The organism is Vibrio sp. PBL-C16 (assembly GCF_034321865.1).
GTDB classification, from domain to species: Bacteria; Pseudomonadota; Gammaproteobacteria; order Enterobacterales; family Vibrionaceae; genus Vibrio; species Vibrio alginolyticus.
This window is the reverse complement of record NZ_JAXLNY010000002.1, coordinates 453,517-468,858: the sequence shown is the minus strand read 5'-3', so window position 1 is coordinate 468,858 and position 15,342 is coordinate 453,517. Positions and strand designations below refer to the sequence as shown.

Genomic DNA, 15,342 nt, shown 5'->3' with positions numbered 1-15,342 from the left:
ATGCAAACCAACCTCTCCACGATTCTTCGTCAAAAAGGACTATTGGCTTTTTCCCAAGAAGAATCGTTACTTGAGCAAGTCAAAGCTTCTGGCATTTCGATGCCGGAAGCTTTACTCAGTTCAGGGTTATTCACATCAAGCGAACTCGCTGAGCACTTAAGCTCTCTCTTTGGTTTAAATCAGCCCGAGTTATCTCAGTACGAGTACGCTTCGCTTTGTCAACAACTAGGTCTACGTGAATTAATCACTCGGCATAACGCACTCCCACTCCAACGTACGCCTTCAACGTTATTATTAGCGGTTGCCGACCCCACGAACCAACAAGCAGAAGATGACTTTCGTTTTGCGACAGGATTGCAAGTAGAACTTGTTCTCGCTGATTTTCGCGAGCTGACCGCTGCGATTCGGCGCTTATATGGCCGCGCACTTGGGCAAGAAAAGTCTGGGCTAAAAGAGATCAACCAAGAAGAGCTAGCCAACCTAGTTGACGTGGGCGCAGATGAAATCGACAACATTGAAGACTTGAGCCAAGATGAGTCTCCTGTTAGCCGTTACATCAACCAAATTCTATTGGACGCTGTGCGCAAAGGCGCATCCGATATCCACTTTGAGCCTTATGAAAAGATGTACCGCGTGCGCCTGCGCTGTGATGGCATCTTAATTGAAACACAGCAGCCACCAAGCCACTTGAGTCGCCGCTTATCCGCTCGTATCAAAATCCTCTCTAAGCTTGATATTGCAGAGCGACGTTTACCACAAGATGGGCGTATTAAGCTCAAGTTGAATCAAGACACCGCAATTGATATGCGTGTATCCACGCTACCTACTCTATTCGGAGAGAAAATTGTACTACGACTGCTCGACAGCAGCTCTGCGTCACTGGATATCGACAAGCTTGGTTATAGCGAACAACAAAAACAATTGTACTTGGATGCGCTGCGTCGCCCACAAGGCATGATTCTGATGACAGGCCCAACTGGGAGCGGAAAAACCGTTTCTCTGTACACTGGGCTGAGTATTCTCAATAAACCAGAAATCAACATTTCCACAGCAGAAGATCCGGTAGAAATTAACTTATCGGGCATTAACCAAGTACAAGTACAGCCCAAGATCGGCTTTGGCTTCGCAGAGGCATTACGCTCTTTTCTTCGTCAAGACCCCGATGTGGTCATGGTCGGTGAGATTCGTGACTTAGACACTGCGGAAATCGCCATAAAAGCATCGCAAACCGGTCACTTAGTACTTTCAACCTTGCATACCAATTCTGCGGCTGAAACGGTGATTCGTTTATCAAACATGGGCGTAGAAAGCTTTAACTTGGCCTCCTCTCTTAGTTTGATTATTGCCCAGCGCTTAGCCCGTAAACTGTGCTCGGTCTGCAAGCAACCACAAGAGCTTACCGTTCAGTTGCAACATCTCGGTATTCAAGCAAGCGACAACATTTTTAAAGCCAATCCCGATGGATGCAATGAGTGTACCCATGGTTATTCCGGCCGAACGGGGATTTATGAAGTGATGCGCTTTGATGAATTTCTTTCCGAAGCGCTTATTAAAGGCGCCTCTGTACATGAACTAGAAAAACTCGCCATCGCAAATGGTATGAGCACGTTACAAATGTCGGGCATAGAAAAACTCAAACAAGGGATCACAAGTTTTAGTGAACTACAGCGCGTACTTTATTTTTAATCCTTTAATCAGCAGTCACATCCATGAAAAGCACTACACCACAACTTAAAAACTTCCGCTGGAAAGGCATCAACAGTTCAGGCAAAAAGACATCTGGACAAACCCTCGCGATGACGGAAATTGAAGTACGCGAGCGTCTAGACGCACAGCACATCAAGATCAAGAAGTTAAAGAAAAGCAGTATCTCGTTTCTCACTAAACTCAGCCATCGCGTGAAAGGCAGAGACATCACGGTGTTTACCCGTCAGATTTCGACGATGTTGATAACCGGTGTACCCTTAGTTCAGGCTTTAAAATTGGTCTCAGAAAATCATAAAAAAGCAGAGATGAAATCCATTTTGATGAGCGTGACACGCGCCGTTGAAGCGGGGACGCCCATGTCAAAAGCCATGCGCACTGCAAGTGAACACTTTGACCCACTCTATACCGATCTTATCGCCACAGGTGAGCAATCCGGTAACTTAGCAGAAGTATTCGAGCGCTTAGCCACCTACCGAGAAAAAAATGAACAACTCCGTGCGAAAGTGATCAAAGCACTGATCTACCCAGCGATGGTAGTGCTAGTCGCGTTAGGCGTGTCGTTTATCATGCTCACCAAAGTCATTCCCGAGTTTGAAAAAATGTTTGTTGGTTTTGGTGCTGACTTACCGTGGTTTACCAGGCAAGTGTTAGATCTTTCCGCATGGACACAAAACTGGAGCCCATTTATAGCACTAGGCTCTATCAGTCTATTCATCTCAGCGAGAATCCTCTCTAAGCGTTCAGATTCTTTTCGCTTAATGCTCAACCGCTCTGTGCTTAAATTTCCGGTCCTTGGGCCTGTATTATCAAAAGCCGCTATCGCCAAATTTAGTCGAACACTCGCCACAAGCTTTACAGCGGGTATTCCAATTCTAACCAGTTTAAAAACCACATCAAAAACCTCAGGAAACTTACACTATCAACTCGCCATAGAAGAAGTTTACCGTGATACCGCCGCAGGTATGCCAATGTATGTAGCCATGCGCAACTGTAATGTGTTCCCTGAATTGGTGTTACAAATGGTTATGATTGGTGAAGAGTCTGGTCGACTTGACGATATGCTCAATAAAGTTGCAACGATCTACGAGTTTGAAGTCGACAACACCGTCGACAACCTTAGTAAAATTCTAGAGCCACTAATTATCGTATTTTTAGGTATCGTTGTTGGCGGATTAGTGACAGCAATGTACTTGCCAATCTTTAACTTAATGAGTGTATTGGGCTAGAATGAGCTGTTAACTCCTTTAAAACAGCATCTTGCTGATTTCACTCATCGCTCAAGAGACAAATATGGAAGTATTCCAGTACTACCCTTGGCTATTCGTTGTGTTTGCCACCATCTTCGGTCTGATCGTGGGTAGCTTCCTCAATGTGGTTATTTATCGACTACCTAAAATCATGGAACTAGAATGGCGACGCGAATGTGCCGAGTCATTTCCTGAATACAAAATAGAACCTCCTAAAGAAGTGCTGACCTTGAGCGTCCCACGCTCCTCCTGCCAGAAATGCGCAACACCGATACGTATTCGCGACAACATTCCTGTGATTAGCTGGCTGCTTTTAAAAGGCAAATGTCACAACTGTCAGGCAACCATTAGTGCACGCTATCCACTGATTGAACTGCTCACCGCGTTCTGTTCAGGCTTTATAGCTTATTACTTTGGTTTTAGTTACTTTACCGTTGCCCTACTCTTTTTTACTTTTATCTTAATCACCGCAACATTTATCGATCTCGATACTATGTTGTTACCTGACCAATTAACATTACCATTAACTTGGGCTGGCATTGCCTTAGCATTAGTCGAAATAAGTCCTGTTACTCTACAAGATTCTGTCATTGGTGCTATTGCTGGTTACCTATGTCTCTGGTCCGTTTACTGGGGCTTTAAGTTACTTACCGGTAAAGAAGGAATGGGGTATGGTGATTTTAAACTACTAGCGGCACTAGGAGCTTGGCTAGGTTGGCAGTCACTGCCGATGATCATTCTACTTTCTTCTGTGGTTGGCATCTTATTTGGCATCATTCAACTACGCTTGCAAAAGCAGGGAATTGAAAAAGCTTTCCCTTTCGGTCCTTACTTAGCAATTGCTGGTTGGATAAGCTTAATTTGGGGCGACCAGATTTTAAACTGGTACTTTACTTCAGTTCTAGGAGTGTAAATGGCTTTGGTTATTGGTTTAACAGGTGGTATCGCTAGTGGAAAAACAACCGTCGCGAATCTGTTCAAACAACAATTTAAAATCGATATCGTCGATGCCGACATTGTAGCAAGAGAAGTTGTCGAGCCAGGTACTCCCGGCCTAAACGCGATTATTGAACACTTTGGTCACGATATCGTTCGTGAAGACCAAACTTTAGATCGCGCAAAGCTGAGAGAAAAAATCTTTTCGAATTCAGATGAAAAAGCATGGCTCAACGCACTGTTGCACCCGATAATTCGTGAAAAGATGATCGAAGATTTGCAGCAAGTCACTTCAGAGTATGCGTTACTTGTGGTGCCGTTGCTCGTAGAAAACAAGCTAGATAGTTTGTGTGATCGCGTTCTTGTCGTCGATGTAGAACCGAATACACAGATATCTCGCACGATGAAACGAGACAATGTGAGTGAAGATCAAGTTCGCGCCATCCTTGCCTCTCAAGCATCAAGAGAGCAAAGGCTCGCGCTTGCAGACGATGTGGTTAAGAATAATCCAAGTGACCCTGATCTTTTGCTTCAAATCACAGATTTGCACGAAAAGTACCTAGCCATGTGTAAGAAAAATCTGCGAAAATAGGAACGAAACTCACAAAGGCTTATGTCGATGACCACGCACAAATTTGAACATCCGTTAAATGAGAAAACTCGTATTTATCTAAGAGTGGAGTCTCTGCTGCGTCAGGCTCACTTGGCCTCTGGGTTTAGCGAAAATCATCAGTATCAACTGTTTTTCCGTGCGTTATTCGATATGGTTGAGATCTTCGAACAAATCCAACTGAAAAGTGAACTGGCTAAAGATCTTGAGAAGCAGCGGCTGTCGTACCGCCATTGGCTCAATGTTGATGGTGTCGATCAAGACGCATTAAATACCCTACTACAAGAGATAGATGTCGTTCATAGCCAACTAATGGGTGCTGAACGTTTTGGCCAAGCATTAAAAGAAGATCGCTTCCTAAGCTCTATCCGTCAACGCTTTAATCTACCGGGTGGTTCATGCTGTTTTGATCTGCCAGCATTACACTACTGGCTTCATCTACCTATTGAACGTAAAAAGCGTGATGCACAACAGTGGCAAGCAAGCTTAAAGCCCTTATCTGATGCGCTTTCGTTATGGTTAAAGCTCACTAGAGAGACCGGACATTTCAAAGCTCAAATCGGTCGTGCAGGTTTCTTCCAAAGTGACGCTGATGAAGCCAACATTCTAAGACTTCACATCCCAATGGAATATGGCGTGTATCCTATGATTTCAGGCCATAAAAACCGCTTTGCGATCAAGTTCATGTCGTTTGAAAACGGTCAAGCGTGCACACAAGATATTGAATTTGAACTTGCTGTGTGCAGCTAAGACGACACTACGCCTCGCCTCCATAATCTAAAATTCAACGCTTTATTGCGCTTATATTTGATAAAATTTCGTAGCAGCAATAGCGCGTTGAATAAGCCATCTTTAATTCGTTTAGGTATACTACCCTTTAACACCAATTAGTAATGGGACGCTCAACTATGTCTAAAGTTACCATCGTTCAATGTCCACAATGTGGCGCCGACGTAGAATGGGGAGAACAAAGTCCTCATCGCCCTTTCTGCAGTAAACAATGCCAAATGATTGATTTTGGTGAATGGGCAGATGAAGAAAACACCATCCCAGGCGCACCCGATATGTCCGATAGTGATGGCTGGTCTGAAGATCAGTACTAAATTAAGACCTAGGGTAAAGGAAGATCCTAGGTTCCTTCTTGGGGAATCTGAATCACGCTCCTTCGTCGCTGTCCAGAATGACGAATTTTAACCACGGTGCTCTATAATCTTTGACCATCATTTCCTGTCATTCCGAGGAGCCATAGCGGCATCAGGAATCTACTCATAGCAAGGATGAAGCTAACAACATAAATACTTGCATGCTCGACTAGTAGATTCTGAATCACGCTCCTTCGTCGCTGTCCAGAATGACGAATTTTAACCACGGTACCCTGTAATCTTTGGCTATCAATTCCCGTCATTCAGAGGAGCCATAGCGACATCAGGAATCTATTCACAGTAAGGATGAAGCTAACAACTTAAACACTTACATTCTCAACTAGTAGATTCTGAATCACGGTCCTTCGTCGCTGTCCAGAATGACGAATTTCAACCGCGGTACCCTGTAATCTTTGGCTATCAATTCCCATCATTCAGAGGAGCTATAGCGACATTAAGAATCTACTAACAGCAAAGATGAAGCTAACAACTTAAACAATTGCATTCTCGACTAGTAGATTCTGAATCACGCTCCTTCGTCGCTGTCCAGAATGACGAATTTTAACCACAGTACCCAGTAATATTTGATCATTGTTTCCCGTCATTCCGAGGAGCCATAGCGACATCAGGAATCTATTCACAGCAAGACAGAGGCGTGGAGTGTACGTCAGTGCATGAGCATCGACAGTGCAGGTCGGGTGAAAAGAAACGAGCAAGCTAATTACACAAATAAAAAAAACGGAGCCCTAAAAGGACTCCGTTTAAGATGAGAACGCTAGTTATAGCATTACTTCTTAGCAAGTTTCTCTTTGATACGAGCAGACTTACCAGAACGCTCACGTAGGTAGTACAACTTGGCACGACGTACTGCACCACGGCGTTTAACTTCGATGCTATCAACGATTGGAGAGTGTGTTTGGAACGTACGCTCAACACCTTCACCGTTAGAGATCTTACGTACAGTGAAAGCAGAGTGTAGACCACGGTTACGGATTGCGATTACAACGCCTTCGAAAGCCTGTAGACGCTCACGGTCACCTTCTTTTACCTTAACTTGAACTACAACAGTGTCACCTGGTGCAAATTTAGGTAGGTCTGATTTCATTTGCTCTTCTTCAAGAGCTTTGATGATGTTACTCATTTTTTAAATTCCTAGAATAAACTGATACTAAATAAATTAGGTTACTTTGCGTTATGTTCTTTAATGGCTTTATGCTCATTAACAAACTCAGCAAGTAATTGTTCCTGTTCGTCAGTCAGAGCTAGGTTTTCCAGGAGCTCTGGTCTTCTTAGCCAAGTACGGCCCAACGACTGCTTGAGTCGCCATTGACGAATGTCCTTGTGATTGCCTGACATCAGTACAGCTGGTACCTCTTTGTCATCCAATACTTCTGGACGCGTATAGTGAGGGCAATCTAACAAGCCATTTGCAAAAGAGTCTTCTTCTGCTGACGCGAAATCCCCTAGTACACCCGGAACAAACCGAGAGACAGAGTCGATTAACGTCATGGCTGGTATCTCACCACCCGTCATCACAAAATCACCAATCGACCATTCTTCGTCGACTTCAGATTGAATGATGCGCTCATCTACCCCTTCATAACGACCACAAATCAGAAGCAAGTTCTCATTCGTTGCCAGTTCTTCCACTCCTTTCTGGTCGAGCTTGCGACCTTGAGGAGAAAGGTAGATGACTTTCGTCTTGCCCGGTGAGGCTGCTTTCGCGGTATGAATGGCATCGCGCAAAGGCTGAACCATCATTAACATACCAGGGCCACCACCGTAAGGTCGGTCATCGACTTTGCGATGTTTGTCGTGAGTGAAATCTCTAGGATTCCAAGTCTCAATCGACAAAAGACCTTTTTTAACCGCTTGACCTGTTACTCCAAAATCAGTAACAGAACGGAACATTTCTGGAAAAAGGCTAATAACGCCAACCCACATGTTTATCTCGCTCTGTAATTTTGGAGATTAGAATCCAGGATCCCAGTCAACTTCGATCCGTTGAGCTTCGCGATCAACATTAATGATCACTTGCTCTTCAAGGAACGGGATTAATCGTTCCTTCTGCCCGAAAGCATCTTTAAGATTTGCTTTAACAACCAGAACATCGTTTGAGCCAGTTTCTAGCATGTCAGTAACGACACCTAGATCGTAACCTTTAGTAGTTACAACTTGCATCCCAAACAATTCGCGCCAGTAGAACTCATCTTCTGACAATTCAGGAAGTACCGCAGGGTCAATAGCAATTTCAAAGTTCGTCATTAGATGCGCGTCTTCACGAACATCCATGCCTTCCAGCTTAGCCACCATACCTTTGTTATGGCGCTTCCAGCTTTCTACTTTGTACTCAACCCACTTGCCCTTTTGGTTAATGTACCAAGGGCTGTAATCGAAAATGCTTTCAGCATTGTCTGTGTAGGAAAAAACCTTAAGCCAACCACGAATGCCGTAAGTAGCACCAAACTTGCCTACAACAATCTTTTCGTTGCTCATTGTTTCTTTACCTTTCATCGACATAAACTAGTTTCTACTTTTCAAGTAAAAAATTAAGCCGCTTTTTGAGCGTCTTTAACTAGCTTAGCAACACGGTCAGATACTGACGCGCCTTGACCAACCCAGTGGTTAACGCGGTCTAGGTCTAGACGTAGACCTTCTTCTTGACCTTTAGCAGTTGGGTTGAAGAAACCAACTTTCTCGATGAAACGGCCAGTTGCAGCGTTGCGGCTGTCCGCTACTACGATTTGATAAAATGGACGCTTTTTAGCGCCGTGACGTGCCAAACGAATGGTTACCATGTCGTCCTCTTTGCTTTCTCAAAAATAAAATTAACCCCAAAAACCATTCAAGAAATTAAACAGTTTGGGGTCTCGTGCCAAAATAAAGCTCCGGAATTTTACTCTTCTCCCGGAGCAATGCAAGGAGTTTAGTTACTTTTTCACCAACATAAATTGAATTTAAAGTTTGTGACGTACCTAACACCCTGAATCTATGCGTGATCGATTAATTAACGACCAAATGGGTTGAAGCCACCGCCACCCCCCATGCCGCCCATCATGCCTTGCATATTGCGCATCATGCCTTTCATGCCACCTTTTTGCATCTTTTTCATCATTTTCTGCATTTGGGTGAACTGTTTTAGTAAGCGGTTTACATCTTGAACCTGCACACCAGAACCAGCCGCGATACGCTTCTTGCGCGAGCCCTTGATAATTTCTGGGCGTTGACGTTCTTTCATTGTCATGGAGCTGATGATCGCTTCCATCTGTTTGAACATCTTGTCATCGACTTTATCTTTCACATTGTCTGGTAGCTGGGACATTCCTGGAAGCTTATCCATCATCCCCATCATGCCGCCCATGTTTTGCATCTGGCCTAGCTGTTCACGGAAATCTTCAAGGTCGAAACCTTTCTTCTCTTTGAACTTCTTCGCTAACTTTTCTGCCTTTTCTTGGTCAACGTTGCGTTGTAGGTCTTCAATCAAAGACAGAACGTCACCCATGCCAAGAATACGTGAAGCAACACGATCTGGGTGGAACGGTTCTAGCGCGTCAGTTTTTTCACCGACACCCAAGAATTTGATTGGTTTGCCCGTGACATGGCGTACTGAAAGTGCCGCACCACCACGAGCATCACCATCAACCTTAGTTAGAACTACACCGGTAAGAGGTAGCGCATCGCCAAAGGCTTTTGCTGTATTTGCTGCGTCTTGACCCGTCATGGCGTCAACAACAAATAGCGTTTCTACTGGGTTGATAGCTGCGTGAAGATCTTTAATCTCCCCCATCATCTCTTCATCAATTGCCAAACGACCTGCGGTATCGACAATAAGTACGTCGTAGAACTTTTTCTTCGCATGGTCAATCGCTGCATTGGCGATATCAATAGGCTTTTGGTCTGGTGATGATGGGAAGAAGTCAACACCGATGTCTGATGCCAGTGTTTCAAGCTGCTTGATTGCCGCAGGACGGTAAACGTCGGCAGACACAACCAAGACTTTCTTCTTGTCACGTTCTTTTAGAAGCTTAGATAACTTACCTACCGATGTGGTTTTACCCGCACCTTGTAGACCAGCCATAAGAAGCACAGCAGGTGGTTGAGCAGCAAGGTTTAGCGCCTCATTCGACTCACCCATTACGGCTTCAAGTTCTGTTTGAACGATCTTGATAAATTCCTGACCTGGAGTCAGAGATTTAGAAACTTCTACGCCCACCGCTTTTTCTTTAACGCGGTTCACAAATTCACGAACGACCGGAAGCGCAACGTCAGCTTCAAGTAGAGCCATTCGGACTTCACGTAGGGTTTCTTTAATGTTGTCTTCGGTCAGACGACCTTTACCACTGATATTTTTCAGCGTTTTGGATAATCGATCCGTTAAATTCTCAAACATCTTTGTCTCTTCGCTAAAATGGCGATTAATTAGTGTGAGTATACATTAGCCAAGGTCTGAGTCATACCCGTACCGCTGTCCTATTCTTGTCTCTATTTATATATGGTGGGGTAACTTATTAATTTCAATATCTCATCTCTCACGATTGATGTCGGATATAACGTAGCCCCAAAGTGTAATGCAAGGTATAATTTCTCCATCGTGCACAATAATATTTAGGATTCATGGATAGCTTAATAGCCATCGCGGCCGCCATACTTTATGTCTTGGCGATTGCGACCATCATACCCGGACTCTCACAACAGTCAGGAATCAAAGCAAAAACAGTGTTTGCTAGTGCTGCCTGTGCGCTTGTTTTTCATGCGTGGATTTTGAGTGATCTGATTTTTGATGGTTCAGGTCAAAACCTGAGTATTCTCAACGTGGCTTCTTTGATCAGTTTTATTATTTCTCTGGTCATGAGCCTTGCTATGTTGAAAAACCGACTGTGGTTTTTATTGCCTGTCGTTTATAGCTTTGCTGCCATCAATTTATCTGCTGCCACATTTTTGCCAAGCACGTTTATAAAGCACCTAGAGAATGACCCTAAGCTACTCATTCATATTTCATTTGCGCTCTTCTCATACGCGACTTTAACTATCGGGGCACTCTATGCGCTTCAGTTGGCTTGGCTGGATCACAAACTGAAAGCAAAAAAATCTTTGGCGATTAACCCAAACCTGCCGCCTCTATTAATGGTGGAGCGTCAACTCTTCAAAATTATTTTGATCGGTAACTTATTGTTAACTGCCACGCTCATTACTGGCTTTGTCTTTGTGCAGGATATGTTTGCCCAAGGTAAGGCACATAAGGGCATTCTTTCTTTCATCGCTTGGGTGGTGTACTCAATACTGCTTTGGGGTCACTATCAAAAAGGCTGGCGTGGTAGAAAAGTCACATGGTTCGCTGTTGCAGGAGCAACACTGTTAACTCTGGCATATTTTGGCAGTCGCTTTGTAAAAGAAATCATCTTGAATTAAGGAGCTCTAGGGCTCCTATCCTTTATATTTTAGGCTAGATAAAATACAGTACGCCTTAACTCTTTGACTTAACGGACTTACTCAACCGTTATATAACCCAATACTTACAAGGAACAGCAACGTTTTGGACGACATCTCTACGGGTATCTTGTTTGCGCTACTCGCGTGTCTTATCGTCATATCAGGTTACTTTTCCGGTTCAGAAACAGGGATGATGTCTCTGAATCGTTATCGCTTAAAACACTTAGCCAAAAACGGGCATAAGGGTGCTAAGCGAGTCGAAAGACTATTAGACCGTCCAGATCGTTTGATTGGTCTTATTCTTATCGGCAACAACCTCGTTAATATTCTCGCGTCCGCGATCGCGACCATTATTGGTATGCGTTTGTATGGTGATTTAGGTGTCGCTATCGCAACCGGTGCACTAACTATGGTTGTATTGGTTTTTGCCGAGGTTACCCCTAAAACAATTGCAGCGCTTTACCCTGAACGTGTGTCCTACGCGAGCAGTATATTATTGACCATACTGATGAAGTTACTGTCGCCTTTAGTGATGCTTGTTAACTTTATTACGAATGGCTTTATCCGCTTACTTGGTGTAAGAGCGGATCACTCAGCAGAAGATCATCTTAGCTCCGATGAGCTGCGTACGGTGGTAAATGAAGCTGGCGGTTTGATCCCTCGCCGACACCAAGACATGCTAGTGTCTATTTTAGATCTTGAGCACGTCACCGTGAACGACATTATGGTCCCACGCAATGAAATTACCGGTATTGATATTAACGACGACTGGAAATCCATTGTTCGCCAGCTAACACACTCACCACATGGACGCATAGTTTTCTATCGTGACCAAATTGATGAAGTGGTTGGCATGCTGCGCTTGCGTGAAGCTTATCGTCTGATGTTGGAAAAGAACGAATTCAACAAAGAAACGCTATTACGTGCTGCTGATGAGGTCTATTACATCCCAGAAGGCACACCACTGAACGTGCAAATGTTGAAATTCCAACGCAACAAGCAACGTATCGGTCTGATCGTGGATGAGTACGGTGATATCATCGGTCTAATCACTCTTGAAGATATTCTGGAAGAGATCATTGGTGAGTTCACGACGTCAATTTCTCCAAGCCTCTCTGATGAAATCAGTCCTCAAGGTGACGGAAGCTTTCTTATTGAAGGCAGCACCAATATTCGAGATATTAACAAAGGCCTGAAATGGGATTTACCAACGGATGGCCCAAGAACGTTAAACGGTCTTATTTTGGAGCACCTGGAAGATATTCCAGAGAGCCATTTAAGCGTGAGAGTAGCGGGTCACCCAATGGAACTTGTTGAGATTGAAGAGAACCGAATCAAGCTCGTTCGTGTTTATCCGAAGAAGAAAAAATCGACATCCAAATAACCAAAAGAAAAGCCTGACTCATGTCAGGCTTTTTTACTTATTGGGGCAATATGCTTCTTAATGAGCACCTAGTCGATGCGCAACTCTTTTAACATCGACTCAGGCAAAGCAAGTTCATCATTTTTGTTCACCGAAACACCAGCATCCAAAATGTTCTTTGCGATCTGTTGTGCTTCTTTTAAAGAGTGCATTGCTGCCGTGCCGCATTGGTATTCGTTAAGTTCAGGGATCTTATTCTGACTTTCTACCTTCAGCACGTCTTCCATTGCTGCAATCCAAGCATCTGCGACTTGCTGCTCTGATGGTGTGCCAATCAGACTCATGTAAAAACCTGTGCGGCAACCCATAGGCGAAATATCGATGATCTCAACAGAATCACCGTTTAGGTGATTACGCATAAAGCCTGCATAAAGGTGCTCTAGGGTGTGAATACCTTTTTCAGAAAGAATGTCTTTGTTTGGCGCAGTAAAGCGTAAGTCGAAAACAGTAATCGTATCCCCTTTTGGGGTCTGCATGGTTTTCGCCACTCGCACTGCCGGTGCATTCATACGAGTGTGGTCCACGGTAAAACTATCGAGTAAAGGCATTACATCTCTCCTGATTGTAACTCCAGTACCTTTCGGTAATGGATAAATGTCATTCATCCCTACAGCACATGAACTGACTGTGGGCTAAAAGAACCAGCTGCTGTTGTCTTCTAATTCCTGACGACATTGCTTCAGCTGCCAGCCATAAGTTTTCGCTGTTTGTTCAACACGTCGAGCGACTTTGATTAAACTAGGCTTTCGATTATAAGTACCTCGCTTATACCCACCTCGCCCTTCATGATAAGCCAGATACTGGTTATAGGGATCCCATAATGAAATCCCTAGCTGACGCCGTGTTTCATGAGTATACCAACCGACAAACATCATAGAATCATCGAAGTTGGTACGAGAGCCACCCTGACCTGTGGCATCTTGGAAGTCTTCCCAAGCAGGGTCTTGAGCTTGAGCGTAACCATACGCACTGCTGACTCGTCCCCAAGGAATAAACCCTAGCAAATAATCTTTAGGTGGTTTTGCATCGTGCCGAAAGCTGCTTTCTTGTTTAATGATGGCCATAGCGACATGAATAGGGGTCCCCCATTCATCTTCCATATCTTTGGCATCATCGTACCAACCGGATTTCTCTCGGAATATCTCGCATAAGTTATTCTGCTGCTTTGGCGGTGCCGTAGCACAACCTGCAAGTAACACGCTTCCAAGTACCGCTACTACTGACGACTTAATGTTCAACCGCACCAATCCTTAGTTAGTCATTACTGCTTCAGGTAAGCAAAGTAATCTTCCAAAAAATCATCAAAAGAAAGCGTGTCACTCTGCTCTGCTTGCTTTTGTTTTTCCACGGACGACGCTACTTCCGTTTCCATCGTATCTTGTGAATAGTACTGATAACCGTGAGCTAGGTTTTCATCACGGTACTTCATACCAAGAGTACAACCAACTTTACCTAGCCCACCCAGCTCTTTCGTTAGCTCTAATAGTTGACCAGAGATCGTTAGTTCTGGGTTATCAATCCATGTCTCGAGTTGATTACACACATCTTGGTATGCACTGCCACCAGCGGTCATATCCATTTGCTGTGCTATTTGACGTAACTCGACGAAAACTCGGTGTGCCCAATCTTGTAGAGATAGACGCTCACCTTGGCAACCAATTTGCAGCATTAGACCTTTTTCACGGCCAGAAACAATGACTTTATTCCAGTTATCGCGCCAACACTCTAATTCACAGTTATCCATAGGGTCTGAGTCTGACAAGGCCGCCCAGGTAAGGAAGAGATCCAAGAATCGTACTTGCTCTTCATTTAAGCCCACTGCGCTGAATGGGTTAACATCTAGAGAACGAACTTCAATGTATTCGACACCACCGCGTCGTAACGCATCTGAAGGCTTCTCACCACTTTTCGATACACGTTTTGGACGAATCGGAGCGTACAGTTCATTCTCAATTTGTAAGATATTGGAATTAAGCTGGCGGTATTCACCATCCACTTTTACCCCAATTTTCGCAAACTCTTCTGATGGGTGGCGAATCGCATCACTCAAACCATCGAGGTATTGGTCAATGCTGTTAAAACCAATTTTCAGCACACTTTGAGCACTATTGGTATAGCCAAGATCGCTCAAACGCAAAGACGTCGACTTCGGCAAATATAATGTCCCGCCAATCTTCTCGAATGGCAGATCGGTTTCACGACCTTGAATAAAAGAGCCACATAACGCTGGTGATGCACCAAAGAAGTAGGGAATCATCCAGCCAAAGCGGTAGTAATTACGGATCAACGCAAAGTACGCATCAGACTTAGCATCTTGGCGGGCTTGTTCATCTTGCTCGCCATAGAGCGCATCCCAAAATGTTTCAGGAAACGAGAAGTTAAAATGGACACCTGAAATAATTTGCATCAGGCTGCCATAGCGACGCTTTAGGCCTTCTCGGTACAGCGTTTTCATTTTCGCTGCATTCGAAGAGCCATACTGGGCTAACTGAATATCATCCTCTGAGCCTACGTAGCAAGGCATTGATAGTGGCCACATTTTCTCTTCACCCATTTTGGTTTGAGTGAAATGATGGATATCTTTCAGCTGTGCCATCAGTTCTGGAATTTCATGTGACACAGGCGTAATGAACTCTAACAATGATTCCGAAAAATCCGTTGTGATCCATTGATTTGTGAACGCAGAGCCTAATCCTTCAGGATGAGGAGTTGTAGCTAGATGTCCATCCTGACGATAGCGCAAAGTTTCTCGCTCAACACCGCGTCCAAACTGCTTAAATACTTCGGGGTTTGATGCAACTTTTTTTAGTCGCGCAGCAAAATCAGTCAAAATGAGGTTCGCTTATA

General features: G+C 44.2%; 16 protein-coding genes. 8 read left to right on the top strand and 8 right to left on the bottom strand.

From position 1 onward, the window contains the following. The 6 genes from pilB (at window position 1) to yacG (ending at window position 5,603) form a co-directional block, all read left to right on the top strand. Window positions 1-1,686, top strand: a complete 1,686-nt coding sequence (gene pilB, locus UQW94_RS10505; protein ID WP_213960731.1) for a type IV-A pilus assembly ATPase PilB — start codon at window positions 1-3, stop codon at window positions 1,684-1,686. Window positions 1,687-1,709: 23 nt separating this feature from the next. Further along, window positions 1,710-2,933 (top strand): type II secretion system F family protein, encoded by a 1,224-nt coding sequence (locus UQW94_RS10500; protein ID WP_017635918.1) that lies wholly within the window; start codon window positions 1,710-1,712, stop codon window positions 2,931-2,933. Window positions 2,934-2,997: 64 nt separating this feature from the next. Continuing rightward, window positions 2,998-3,867, top strand: a complete 870-nt coding sequence (locus tag UQW94_RS10495) for a prepilin peptidase (protein WP_213917222.1) — start codon at window positions 2,998-3,000, stop codon at window positions 3,865-3,867. Beyond that, on the top strand, window positions 3,868-4,482 hold the full coding sequence (coaE, locus tag UQW94_RS10490) for a dephospho-CoA kinase (protein ID WP_017635920.1): 615 nt from the start codon (window positions 3,868-3,870) through the stop codon (window positions 4,480-4,482). 27 nt (window positions 4,483-4,509) lie between these two features. Continuing rightward, window positions 4,510-5,250 carry a cell division protein ZapD gene (gene zapD / locus UQW94_RS10485; protein ID WP_005373086.1) on the top strand — a complete coding sequence of 247 codons (741 nt, stop codon included), beginning with the start codon at window positions 4,510-4,512 and terminating at the stop codon, window positions 5,248-5,250. Between the two features lie 158 nt (window positions 5,251-5,408). After that, the gene (gene yacG, locus UQW94_RS10480; protein ID WP_017635922.1) at window positions 5,409-5,603 is read left to right on the top strand and encodes a DNA gyrase inhibitor YacG; all 195 of its coding nucleotides are present in this window, start codon (window positions 5,409-5,411) and stop codon (window positions 5,601-5,603) included. A gap of 826 nt (window positions 5,604-6,429) precedes the next feature. Here the strand turns inward: yacG and rplS are convergent. The 5 genes from rplS to ffh form a co-directional block, all read right to left on the bottom strand. Continuing rightward, on the bottom strand, window positions 6,430-6,783 hold the full coding sequence (rplS, locus tag UQW94_RS10475) for a 50S ribosomal protein L19 (protein ID WP_005379971.1): 354 nt from the start codon (window positions 6,781-6,783) through the stop codon (window positions 6,430-6,432). A 41-nt stretch (window positions 6,784-6,824) separates the two neighbouring features. Continuing rightward, a complete protein-coding gene (trmD, locus tag UQW94_RS10470) occupies window positions 6,825-7,586 on the bottom strand; it encodes a tRNA (guanosine(37)-N1)-methyltransferase TrmD (RefSeq protein ID WP_322142226.1) in 762 nt (253 codons plus the stop codon). 27 nt (window positions 7,587-7,613) lie between these two features. Continuing rightward, complete coding sequence (gene rimM, locus UQW94_RS10465) at window positions 7,614-8,162, bottom strand: ribosome maturation factor RimM (RefSeq protein WP_005379964.1); 549 nt, start codon at window positions 8,160-8,162, stop codon at window positions 7,614-7,616. 29 nt (window positions 8,163-8,191) lie between these two features. Beyond that, the gene (rpsP, locus tag UQW94_RS10460; protein WP_005379962.1) at window positions 8,192-8,440 is read right to left on the bottom strand and encodes a 30S ribosomal protein S16; all 249 of its coding nucleotides are present in this window, start codon (window positions 8,438-8,440) and stop codon (window positions 8,192-8,194) included. Between the two features lie 209 nt (window positions 8,441-8,649). Next, window positions 8,650-10,032 carry a signal recognition particle protein gene (gene ffh, locus UQW94_RS10455; protein WP_005385423.1) on the bottom strand — a complete coding sequence of 461 codons (1,383 nt, stop codon included), beginning with the start codon at window positions 10,030-10,032 and terminating at the stop codon, window positions 8,650-8,652. A 224-nt stretch (window positions 10,033-10,256) separates the two neighbouring features. Between ffh and UQW94_RS10450 the strand changes: the two genes are divergently transcribed. Together UQW94_RS10450 and UQW94_RS10445 are read left to right on the top strand one after the other, a co-directional pair. Then, on the top strand, window positions 10,257-11,051 hold the full coding sequence (locus UQW94_RS10450; RefSeq protein ID WP_005379950.1) for a cytochrome C assembly family protein: 795 nt from the start codon (window positions 10,257-10,259) through the stop codon (window positions 11,049-11,051). A gap of 124 nt (window positions 11,052-11,175) precedes the next feature. Beyond that, window positions 11,176-12,456 (top strand): HlyC/CorC family transporter, encoded by a 1,281-nt coding sequence (locus tag UQW94_RS10445; RefSeq protein WP_005379948.1) that lies wholly within the window; start codon window positions 11,176-11,178, stop codon window positions 12,454-12,456. A gap of 68 nt (window positions 12,457-12,524) precedes the next feature. On the opposite strand, the gene luxS is transcribed toward UQW94_RS10445, so the two are convergent. The 3 genes from luxS to gshA all read right to left on the bottom strand — a co-directional run bounded on the left by luxS (window position 12,525) and on the right by gshA (window position 15,325). Then, window positions 12,525-13,043, bottom strand: coding sequence for an S-ribosylhomocysteine lyase (gene luxS / locus UQW94_RS10440; protein ID WP_017820391.1), 519 nt, complete (start codon window positions 13,041-13,043; stop codon window positions 12,525-12,527). A gap of 84 nt (window positions 13,044-13,127) precedes the next feature. After that, complete coding sequence (locus UQW94_RS10435; RefSeq protein WP_005379943.1) at window positions 13,128-13,733, bottom strand: hypothetical protein; 606 nt, start codon at window positions 13,731-13,733, stop codon at window positions 13,128-13,130. Window positions 13,734-13,756: 23 nt separating this feature from the next. Then, on the bottom strand, window positions 13,757-15,325 hold the full coding sequence (gene gshA, locus UQW94_RS10430; protein ID WP_005385430.1) for a glutamate--cysteine ligase: 1,569 nt from the start codon (window positions 15,323-15,325) through the stop codon (window positions 13,757-13,759). Window positions 15,326-15,342: the final 17 nt, after the last annotated feature.

Coding starts and splice junctions, on each gene's coding strand:
- pilB (WP_213960731.1), top strand. CDS start 1: ATGCAAACCAACCTCTCCACGATTCTTCGTCAAAAAGGACTATTGGCT.
- UQW94_RS10500 (WP_017635918.1), top strand. CDS start 1,710: ATGAAAAGCACTACACCACAACTTAAAAACTTCCGCTGGAAAGGCATC.
- UQW94_RS10495 (WP_213917222.1), top strand. CDS start 2,998: ATGGAAGTATTCCAGTACTACCCTTGGCTATTCGTTGTGTTTGCCACC.
- coaE (WP_017635920.1), top strand. CDS start 3,868: ATGGCTTTGGTTATTGGTTTAACAGGTGGTATCGCTAGTGGAAAAACA.
- zapD (WP_005373086.1), top strand. CDS start 4,510: ATGACCACGCACAAATTTGAACATCCGTTAAATGAGAAAACTCGTATT.
- yacG (WP_017635922.1), top strand. CDS start 5,409: ATGTCTAAAGTTACCATCGTTCAATGTCCACAATGTGGCGCCGACGTA.
- rplS (WP_005379971.1), bottom strand. CDS start 6,783: ATGAGTAACATCATCAAAGCTCTTGAAGAAGAGCAAATGAAATCAGAC.
- trmD (WP_322142226.1), bottom strand. CDS start 7,586: ATGTGGGTTGGCGTTATTAGCCTTTTTCCAGAAATGTTCCGTTCTGTT.
- rimM (WP_005379964.1), bottom strand. CDS start 8,162: ATGTCGATGAAAGGTAAAGAAACAATGAGCAACGAAAAGATTGTTGTA.
- rpsP (WP_005379962.1), bottom strand. CDS start 8,440: ATGGTAACCATTCGTTTGGCACGTCACGGCGCTAAAAAGCGTCCATTT.
- ffh (WP_005385423.1), bottom strand. CDS start 10,032: ATGTTTGAGAATTTAACGGATCGATTATCCAAAACGCTGAAAAATATC.
- UQW94_RS10450 (WP_005379950.1), top strand. CDS start 10,257: ATGGATAGCTTAATAGCCATCGCGGCCGCCATACTTTATGTCTTGGCG.
- luxS (WP_017820391.1), bottom strand. CDS start 13,043: ATGCCTTTACTCGATAGTTTTACCGTGGACCACACTCGTATGAATGCA.